The organism is Ideonella sp. A 288 (genome assembly GCF_002198735.1).
Lineage (GTDB): Bacteria > Pseudomonadota > Gammaproteobacteria > Burkholderiales > Burkholderiaceae_C > Pseudaquabacterium.
Window position 1 is genome coordinate 23,629 of record NZ_MWLO01000085.1, and the last position, 9,433, is coordinate 33,061.

Here is a 9,433-nt window from a genome sequence, read left to right on the forward strand (position 1 = left end):
CCGCGCGCTACCGCGCCAGCGGGTTCGGCGTCGGCTCGGCGATCTTCGTCAGCCGGTTGCGGTCGGTGTGGTGGAAGGGCTCGGTTTGCCCGCGGATCATCAGCACGGTGTCTTCCTCGTAGCCCCAGGTGCCGTCGTCGTAGGCAGTGACCTTGATGCGGAACTCGGTGGTGCGGAAGGCGTACTGCAGGAACGGCGCCGAGCAGATGCCCCAGGTGTCCAGCCCCTGGGTGGCCACCAGCTCGAACTCGCGCGCGTCGGCGGCGGCGGTGCCGGCGGCCATGGCCGTCTGCCCGCGCGGGATGGTCAGCGTGTGGATCACGCAGCCGGTGGCCGGCTCCCACAGCCAGTAGCCCACCTGGTCGTGGTAGGTCTTCACCTGCTCGGGCTTGGTGACGTGCGTGTGGTAGCGCAGGCCGTACAGCAACTGCGGGCCGTTGGTGGCCGGGTCGATCGGCTGCAGCTCGATGCGTTCGACGTAGGCCTGCTTCTTCGGGCCCTCGGCCTTGGGCTTCACGTCCAGGCCGCGCGTGCCCTGCCACACGCCGGCCAGCGCGCGCAGCGGGCCGAGGTTGTCGAGCGTGCGCACGTCGACGTTCGAGGGTTCGGTGTAGATGTCGGCGGGGTAGTCGCTCATGGCTTCCGGGTGCTCGTGTGGACCAGACGCAAAACAGCATAGCGCTGGCCGACCGGTGCCAATTGACGCCGCCAGTGTGTCGGTGCATTTGACATGGGCCGGGCCAGACGCCCGGCCTTGGCGAAGAGCGCAGCCGTAAATGCTTACAAATCAAGGCCTTGCGCCCAGCCTTTGGTATGGGGCATGATTTTTGCTATTGCCTGGGGTCGTTCAAAAGCATCGAAGGCCCGACCTGCCTGCGCAGGCGGTCCGATCGGGCACACCAGTCACCCGCCGCGCAGCCGGCCACCCGTTGGGAGCCAAGATGGCCAAGTCCGCCACCAAGAGCCTGAAGTCCTTCGCCACCGGCCTGGCCCTGGCGGCCGCCGCGTGCGCCATGGTGCCGGCTCACTCGGCGATCGTCGTCGGCACCTTCGACCCGACCTTCGGTCCCGGCGTGCCCAACCTCGGCTACCGCGGCCAGGCCACCTTCTTCGTGCCCGACGCGTGCTTTGCGAACGCCGGGATCGTGTCGAACCTCGCCAACCCCTGTTCCCTGGGCGCCATGGCCGTCCTGTCGGCCAACGTCGAGCTGTACAACATCAACACCCCCGGCGAGCCCACGGTGCAGACGCTGGCCTTCAACGGCGCTGCCTATGTGGTGAATACCGCGCTGATGGCCTTCGACGTCGGCACCGGGCAGAACGAGGTGATCGGCATCTCGACCGACCTGGGCGTCGGCCTGCCAACCAACCTGTTCGATGCCGGCCCCGACCCGCTGAACCCCGCGGACGACATCAACTTCACCGGCACGTTCTGGCTGGGCTTCCTGGCCAGCCCGCGGTCGGCCACGCTTTACACCTGCAACCCGGCCGCCCTCGCGCCCACCGAGCCGCAGTGCCCGGCCGATTCGGTGGGCACCTCGGCCCTGACGGACTTCGTTCGCCAGCGGGCCGTGTTGGTGCCCGAGCCTGGCGGCATCGCGTTGGTGCTGACGGCGCTGGCCGCGGCCGGCCTGGCGCGGCGCGCGCGCCGCCGCACCTGAGCCGCCGCGGGCGCCACCCGCGTCAGGCCCCGTCGGGGCGGGTCGGTGGGCGCGCCGCCCAGGCCGCCAGCAATGCGCGGTTTTCGGGCACGCGGGCGAGGAAGCTTTCGCGCAGCGACAGGTCGTTGATCGCCTCCGCGCGGGCCAGCAGCCCGGCATGGGCACGCTCGAGCAAGGGGCCCGCGGCAGCATCGCCCGCACGCACCAGCACCTGCCACCACGTCAGCTCGATCAGCCGCTGGCCCAGCGTGCCGTCGAGCTGGCCGCCGCCGGCCTCGTGGGCCTGCAGCACCTGCACCTGGGCCTGGGCCGCGGGCAGGTCATCGCGCGCCAGGGCCACGCGCGCCAGGCCAGCCACCGCATCCAGTCGGTAGGGGCTGTCGATGGCGTCGGCCACGGCCAGCGCACGCCCGAAGGCCTGCGCCGCCGCGTCGGCCTGGCCCAGCGCCAGCTCGGCCTGGCCCAGGCTCCAGCAGGCAAAGGCCTCGAGTTCCTTGGCCTGCACGTCCACGGCGATCTCGAGTGCCGCCATGGCGTGGCTGCGCGCCCGCTCTCCCTGGCCCTGCCACATCGCCAATTGCGACAGGTTGGCCAGCGCGATCGGCTCCAGGCCTCGGTCGCCCACCGCGCGGTGCAGCTTCAGGCATTCGTCGAGGTCGTACTGCGCCTGTTCCAGATCGCCCAGCTCGAGCCACGCGCCGCCGAGGGTGGCCATGCCGATCGCCTCGTTGCGCCGATCGCCCAGCTCGCGGCGCAATCGCACCGCCTGCTGGCAGGCGTCGAGCAGCGCCACCACGTCCTGCTTGCGGTTGGCGATCACGGTCAGCGCGTTGAGGAAGCGGCTCTCCAGCCCGATCAGGCCGCTGGCGCGCGCCTCGGCCAGGCCCTCCAGCGCCAGCGCCTGGCCGCCGTCGACGTCGCCCAGCCGCGCCATCGCATCAGCCAGCAGGCGCTGGGCGTTGAGCCGCAGCTTGGTGTCCTGCGCGCGCGTGGCCAGGGCCATGGCCAGCCGCGCCGCGTCCCGCTGTCCGGTGTAGTCCCCGGTGCGCACGGCCAGCAGGCAGCGGCGGGTGGCCAGGTCGGCGCGGCGGTGGTCGTCGCCCATCGCCTCGGCCATCTGCTCCAGCACCTCGAGGTCGGCTCGCTGCTCGGGGCGCCGGCCCTGCAGGTCGAGCGTGCGCTCGCGGGCGTCCAGCAGGCGCCAGCGCAGTGACTGCACGGCCTCGGCCGACAGCGCAGTCTCGTCCGACAGCAGCGCCAGCGCGCGCGACACGTTGGCCAGCACGGCACCGTGGGCGTAGCGCTTGCGCGCTTCTTCGGCGGCACGGGTGTAGTACTCGGCCGCGTGGGCGGCGTCGCCGGCCTTCTCGTAGTGCTCGGCGGCGGTGCCCAGCAGCGCGTTGGCACGCGCGCCGGTCTGGCCGGCCAGCCAGTCGGCGGCGCGCGCATGGAACTTGCGCCGGAAGCGCTTGAGCAGCGTGTCGTAGGTGACCTCGCGCAGGATCTGGTGCTTGAAGGCGTACTCCTGCGCACCGTCGAGGCTGGAGTCGGCGCGCGGCAGCGCCAGCTCGCGCCGCGCCAGCGCCGGCAGCGCGCGCGGCGCCTGGTCGTCCAGCGCCGCCAGCGCCTGCGCCCAGAACACCATGCCGATGACGCTGGCCTCCTGCAGCGCCAGCCGCTCGATGCCGGGCAGCCCGTCGAGCCGGGCCTGCAGCACGCCGGTGAGCGTGGGCGGCACCGCCGCGGCCACCAGGCGCTCGGCGTGCAGCGCCCAACGCTCGGGCCCGGGCTCGAGCGCGCCCTGGTCGACGAGCATCTTCACCAGCTCTTCCATGTAGAACGGGTTGCCTTCGGCGCGGCCGATGATCAGCTCGGTCAGCGCCGCGGGCACCTCGGGCAGCTTCTGCAGCAACTCGTCGGCCAGTTGCTGGCTGCCCTGCTTGTCCAGCGGCGCCAGGTCGATGCGCTGCAGCGGCCAGGGCGGTGCGGCCCAGTCGGCGCGACGCTCGTAGAGCGTGGGCCGGGTCAGGCACAGCAGCAGCATCGGCACGTCGCGGTTGACGCGGCACAGGTGGGCCAGGAAATCCAGCGAGCCGTCGTCCGACCAGTGCAGGTCGTCGAGTTGCAGCACGATGGGCAGGCCCCCATGGGCGCTGAAACGCCGGAACGACTGCACCGCGGCGTGGAAGGCCCGTGCGCGGATCTGCTGCGGGTCGTCGAGGATGCCCTGCACGTGTGGGCTGTCGCTGAAGTCCAGCCCGATCAGGTGGCCCAGCAGATGCGCATGGGCCTGGGCCAGTGCCGGGCCGTCGTCGTCCATGAACAGCGGCGCGATGCCGGCCTCGACCTTCTGCCGCGCCAGCGGCATCGGGTCGCCGTCGGCGATCTGCAGGCGCCAGGCCAGCACGTCGCGCAACAGGCCGTAGGGCTGCGCCTGCGTCTGCGGGTCGGCCCGGCCCTGGAAGCTGTGGAAACGCTCGCGCTGCGTCTCTGCCCATTGGTCGAACTCGTGCAGCAGCCGGCTCTTGCCCACGCCGGCCTCGGCCACCACCTGCACCATCTCGAGCTGGCGTCCGGCGGCCACGCGCGAGAAGGCGTCCTGCAGCGCGTGCAACTCGGCATCGCGGCCGATCATGCGGGTGTCGACGCCCTCGACACCCCGCGTCGACGTGCGCTGCGCGCGCGGCTTGGCACGCTTGACCAGGTAGGTGACGATGGGCTTGTCCACGCCCTTCACCGCGATCGGGTCCTGCTCTTCGGCATCGAACAGCCCGCGCACCTGGCGCCAGGTGTCGTGGCTGATGCGCAGCGCGCCGGCCGGTGCGGTCTGCTCCATGCGCGCGGCGATGTTCACCGAGATGCCGCGGATGGTGCCCTCGGCATCGACGCCGCCGCCCAGCAGCACGCCGCCGGTGTGCAGGCCCACGCGCACATTGAAGCCCTCGTGCCGGTGCGCGCGCGCCACCTCCTCGCCCAGCGCACGGCCCTCGGCCAGCAGGGCCAGGCCGCACAGCACGGCGCGGCGGGCGTCGTCCTCGCGCGCCTCGTCGGCGCCGAAGGCGGCCAGCAGGTTGTCGCCCGCGTACTGCAGCACCTTGCCGCCATGCGACTGCACGATGGCGGTGCAGCGTTCGAGCGCACCGTCCATCACGGCGTGGATCTCTTCGGGGTCGAGGTGCTGGCTCAGCGTGGTGGAGCCGACGACGTCCAGGAACATCACCGTCACCAGCTTCAGGGCCTGTGCCGGCTCTGCAGCCTCGGGGGCTGCCGGTGGCGGCGGCGCGGGTGGCGCGTTCAGCGCCGCCAGGCGGGCCCGCAGCGGCCCGACGGCGGTGTCCACCACCAGATCGCCGAGCACGGCGCGTTGCGATTCGAGCGCAAGGATCGTGGCTTCGAGCTGGGCGATCTCTGCGGACATTGCAATGAGGATAGCAAGGCGGGTAACGAAATGCTGGGCCCCGTCACTCTGCCCGAGCGATGTGACGGCCCGCCACGTCCCGGAGGCCCCGTCGGTCCCGGCGCCTCACCCCGTCAGCCGCTTCACCCCCGGCAACTCGCAGGCATAGACCGCATTGCGCAGCGCCGCGATGGCCTCGTAGCGGGTGAAGCTGCGCCGCCAGGCCAGCACCACGCGGCGCGTGGGCACCGGCGCGTCGAACGGGATGTAGCGGATGTGCGGCTGCACATCGCGCGGCACGCTGAGCTGCGGCACCACCGTCACGCCCATGCCCGAGGCCACCATGTACTTGATGGTCTCGAGCGACGAGCCCTCGAAGCTCTTGCGGATGCCCTCGGCGTCGCTGGAGAAGCGGGCGTACTCGGGGCACACCTCGAGCACGTGGTCGCGGAAGCAGTGGCCGGTGCCCAGCAGCAGCATGGTCTCCTGCTTCAGCTCCTCGGCGCTGATGCGCTTGCGCCTGGCCAGCGCGTGGTTCGCGGGCACGGCGGCCATGAAGGGCTCGTCGTACAGCGCCGCCACCGCCAGGCCGGTGTCCGGGAAGGGCTCGGCCATGATGGCGCAGTCGAGCTCGCCGGTGCGCAGCATCTCCAGCAGCTTGACGGTGAAGTTCTCCTGCAGCAGCAGCGGCATCTGCGGCGTCAGGTCGATGGCCTGGCGCACCAGGTCGGGCAGCAGGTAGGGGCCGATCGTGTAGATGATGCCCAGCCGCAGCGGACCGCTCAGCGGGTCCTTGCCGCGCTTGGCGATCTCCTTGATGGCCGCGGCCTGCTCCAGCACCGACTGCGCCTGCCGGCAGATCGCCTCGCCCAGCGGCGTGACGCTGACCTCCGACGCGCCGCGCTCGAACAGCTTGACGTCGAGCTCTTCCTCGAGCTTCTTGATGGCCACCGACAGCGTGGGCTGCGACACGAAGCAGGCCTCGGCCGCCCGGCCGAAGTGCTTTTCTCGGGCCACCGCGACGATGTAGCGCAGCTCGGTCAGGGTCATGGCCGCCGATTATCCGGCACAGCCCCGCGACTCCCCCTGGGCAGGGGGGTGGCTGCAACCAGATGTGTCTTCGGCGGGAAGGGGCCGCCGCAGGTCGATAGACTTCGGTCAAGATGCACCCGGCAGTCGAGCCGGGGCGATCGCAGGGGGAATTGCATGAGAAGAACATCGTCGTCGGCCCTTCTGGTGGCCGCCTGGGCCCTGGGCACCGCCGCGTCGGCGGCCACCGTCGCCACCACCACGCCGGCCGAAAGCCCCCTGTCCGGCACCAACGGCGAGCTCACCTGGCAGGCGCGCGGGCTGTACACCACCACCGCCACACCCACCCCCGCCGCCGACGGCGCCTCCGCCTACAACCTGCGCCACCGCCCCGAGTTCGGCGGCGACATGAGCGGCGTGGCCCGGCTGATCATCAATGGCGGCACGCTGTGTTCCGGCGCGCTGCTGGGCAGCGGACGCCACGTGTTGACCGCGGCGCACTGCGTCACCGATGCCTTCGGCCAGTCCACCTTCGCCAGCGGGACCGCCCAGTTCCCGGTCACGGCCAATGCCAACCCCTACACCGGCAGCTTTGCCGGCGTCGCGATGCAGTCGGTCACCGTGCACCCGGGATGGACCGGCAACATCACCAGCGTCGGCAACGACCTGGCGATCATCACCCTGGCTGCCGTGGCACCGGCCAGCGCCGACCGTTACGCCCTGTACACCGCATCGGACGAGATCGGGCAGGTCGGCACCAAATCGGGCTTCGGCCTCACCGGCACCGGCGCCACCGGCGACACGCTCGGCAACGACTGGCGCAGGGGCCAGAACACCTACGAGATGACGGCACTGGATTTCTGGGGCGACGGCGAATCCAACCCTAACATCCTGATGTACGACTTCGACAACGGCACCGCCGGCAACGACGGCTTCGGGTTCTTCTTCGGCGCGCCCTTCCAGAACACCGGCCTGGGCCTCAACGAGGTCATGTCGGCGCCGGGCGATTCGGGCGGCCCCACCTTCATCAACGGCCAGCTGGCCGGCATCACATCGTTCGGCCTGCGCATCGCCTTCAACACCGGCCAGAGCAGCGACACCGACACCTTCCTCAACTCCACCTACGGCGAGTTCGCCGGCGACACCCGTGTGTCGGGCTACAGCGGCTGGATCATGGCCACCATCCCCGAGCCCGGCACCTGGGCGCTGTGGCTGGCCGGCCTGCCGCTGCTGGGCGCCATCGCTCGGCGCCGGCGCGCACGCGCGGCCTGAGCACGCGGCGGGTGCTCCCGGCACGTTGCAGCCTCATGCGTTGAGGTAGTCGGCCCGGCTGTCCAGCCAGCGCGCCACGTGCGCGCGCGCCGCGTCGGCGTCGCGCTCCACCAGGACGGCCGCCGCCTCGCGGGCGCGCTGCAGCAGCGGGGCGTCCTCGGCCAGGTCGGCAAAGCGCAGCAGCGCGTCGCCGCTCTGCCGCGCGCCCATGAACTCGCCCGGTCCGCGGATCTCGAGGTCGCGCCGCGCGATCTCGAAGCCGTCGTTCGTCTCGGCCATCGCGCGCAGCCGGTCCTTTGCGGTGGGCGACAGCGGCGCGCTGTACAGCAGCACGCACACGCTGGCCGCGGCGCCGCGGCCCACCCGCCCGCGCAACTGGTGCAGCTGGCTCAGACCGAAGCGCTCGGCGTGCTCGATCACCATCAGGCTGGCGTTGGGCACGTCCACGCCCACCTCGATCACCGTGGTGGCCACCAGCACCGCCATCTCGCCGGCGGTGAACAGGGCCATCACCGCGGCCTTCTCGGCCGCCGGCATGCGGCCGTGCAGCAGGCCCACCAGGCGGCCGGGCAGCGCGGCGCTGAGCCGCGCGTGGGTCTCGGTGGCGTTTTGCAGGTCGAGCTTCTCACTCTCCTCGATCAGCGGGCAGACCCAGTACACCTGCCGCCCGCGCGACAGCTCATCGTCGATGCGCGACACCACCTCGGCGCGGCGGCCGTCGGCGATCAGCTTGGTCAGCACCGGCGTGCGGCCGGGCGGCAGCTCGTCGAGCGTGCTCACGTCCAGGTCGGCGAAATAGCTCATCGCCAGCGTGCGCGGGATGGGCGTGGCGCTCATCATCAGCAGGTGCGGCTCCAGGTCGGAGGCGCCCAGCTTGCGCCGCAGGGCCAGCCGCTGCGCGACGCCGAAGCGGTGCTGCTCGTCGACGATGGCCAGCCCCAGGCGCGCAAAGTGCACGTCGTCCTGGATCACCGCGTGCGTGCCCACCACCAGCCTGGCGTCCCCCGAGGCCACGCGCTCGACCATCGCCTGCCGCGCCTTGCCCTTGCGGCTGCCGGTGAGCCAGGCCACGCCCACGCCCAGCGGCTCGAGCCACTGCACCAGCTTGCGGAAATGCTGCTCGGCCAGGATCTCGGTGGGCGCCATCAGCGCGCACTGCCAGCCGCTGTCCATGGCCACCGCCGCGGCCAGTGCCGCCACCACCGTCTTGCCCGAGCCCACGTCGCCCTGCAGCAGCCGGTGCATCGGCCGGCCCGCGCCCAGGTCGGCGGCGATCTCGGTGGCCACGCGGCGCTGGGCCCCGGTCAGCGCGAAGGGCAGTGCCGCCAGCAACTGCTCGTGCAGCCCGCCGGGCCGCGAGGCCAGCACCGGTGCCTGCAGCTGGGCGCGCTCGCGCTGGGCGAAGCGCTGCGACAGCTGCTGGGCCAGCAGCTCCTCGAACTTCAGCCGCTGCCAGGCCGGGTGGCTGCGGTCTTCCAGCGCGGCGATGCTGGCCGATGGCGGCGGGTGGTGCAGCCACTGCAGCGCCTCGCGCAGCGGCGGCAGGCCGGGCGGCACGGTGCCCGGCGGCAGCAGCTCGTGCAAGGGCGCCCGCCCCAGGGCCGAGGACACTGCCTTTCGGAGGTAGGACTGCGGCAGCTGGGCGCTGGTGGGGTACACCGGCGTCAGCGACGTGGCCAGCGGCGTGTGCGCGTCCACCGTGCGGAACACCGGGTGCACCATCTCCAGGCCGAAGAAGCCGTCGCGCGCTTCGCCGCGGGCGCGCACGCGGGCGCCGTAGACCAGCGCCTTCTGGTGGGAGGGATAGAAGTGCAGGAAGCGCAGCACCAGCTCGCCGCTGTCGTCGCGCAGGCGCACCACCAGCTGCCGGCGCGGGCGCAGCTCGATGCGCGCCTCGGCCACCTCGCCCTCGACCTGCGCCGGGGTGCCGTCGCGCAGGTCGGCGATGGGCACCACGCGGGTCTCGTCCTCGTAGCGCAGCGGCAGGTGCAGGGCCAGGTCGATGTCGCGGCGCAGGCCCAGCTTGTCCATCGCCCGCTGCGGGGCGCTGCGCGGCGGGGCGGCGGGGCGGTCG

Annotated in this window: 6 protein-coding genes; 2 read left to right on the forward strand and 4 right to left on the reverse strand. The window is 72.1% G+C overall.

Going from position 1 to position 9,433, the window contains the following annotated elements; translation table 11 throughout:
- Nucleotides 1–7: 7 nt before the first annotated feature.
- Nucleotides 8–637: an FABP family protein gene (locus EOINJALH_RS07380; protein WP_088279702.1), complete on the reverse strand. Its 630-nt coding sequence runs from the start codon at nucleotides 635–637 to the stop codon at nucleotides 8–10.
- Between the two features lie 304 nt (nucleotides 638–941).
- Here EOINJALH_RS07380 and EOINJALH_RS07385 point away from each other — a divergent pair, with 304 nt between their 5' ends.
- The gene (locus EOINJALH_RS07385) at nucleotides 942–1,661 is read left to right on the forward strand and encodes a PEP-CTERM sorting domain-containing protein (protein ID WP_144289904.1); all 720 of its coding nucleotides are present in this window, start codon (nucleotides 942–944) and stop codon (nucleotides 1,659–1,661) included.
- Nucleotides 1,662–1,683: 22 nt separating this feature from the next.
- Here EOINJALH_RS07385 and EOINJALH_RS07390 read toward each other — a convergent pair whose 3' ends face one another.
- Nucleotides 1,684–5,079 carry an adenylate/guanylate cyclase domain-containing protein gene (locus EOINJALH_RS07390; protein ID WP_088279704.1) on the reverse strand — a complete coding sequence of 1,132 codons (3,396 nt, stop codon included), beginning with the start codon at nucleotides 5,077–5,079 and terminating at the stop codon, nucleotides 1,684–1,686.
- Between the two features lie 105 nt (nucleotides 5,080–5,184).
- The gene (locus tag EOINJALH_RS07395) at nucleotides 5,185–6,108 is read right to left on the reverse strand and encodes a hydrogen peroxide-inducible genes activator (protein WP_088279705.1); all 924 of its coding nucleotides are present in this window, start codon (nucleotides 6,106–6,108) and stop codon (nucleotides 5,185–5,187) included.
- Between the two features lie 156 nt (nucleotides 6,109–6,264).
- Between EOINJALH_RS07395 and EOINJALH_RS07400 the strand changes: the two genes are divergently transcribed.
- Nucleotides 6,265–7,359, forward strand: a complete 1,095-nt coding sequence (locus EOINJALH_RS07400; protein ID WP_144289905.1) for a trypsin-like serine protease — start codon at nucleotides 6,265–6,267, stop codon at nucleotides 7,357–7,359.
- Between the two features lie 33 nt (nucleotides 7,360–7,392).
- On the opposite strand, the gene recG is transcribed toward EOINJALH_RS07400, so the two are convergent.
- Nucleotides 7,393–9,433 (reverse strand): ATP-dependent DNA helicase RecG (gene recG / locus EOINJALH_RS07405; RefSeq protein WP_310732285.1); only part of this gene is annotated, 2,041 nt, incomplete at its 5' end.

Coding starts and splice junctions, on each gene's coding strand:
- EOINJALH_RS07380 (WP_088279702.1), bottom strand. CDS start 637: ATGAGCGACTACCCCGCCGACATCTACACCGAACCCTCGAACGTCGAC.
- EOINJALH_RS07385 (WP_144289904.1), top strand. CDS start 942: ATGGCCAAGTCCGCCACCAAGAGCCTGAAGTCCTTCGCCACCGGCCTG.
- EOINJALH_RS07390 (WP_088279704.1), bottom strand. CDS start 5,079: ATGTCCGCAGAGATCGCCCAGCTCGAAGCCACGATCCTTGCGCTCGAA.
- EOINJALH_RS07395 (WP_088279705.1), bottom strand. CDS start 6,108: ATGACCCTGACCGAGCTGCGCTACATCGTCGCGGTGGCCCGAGAAAAG.
- EOINJALH_RS07400 (WP_144289905.1), top strand. CDS start 6,265: ATGAGAAGAACATCGTCGTCGGCCCTTCTGGTGGCCGCCTGGGCCCTG.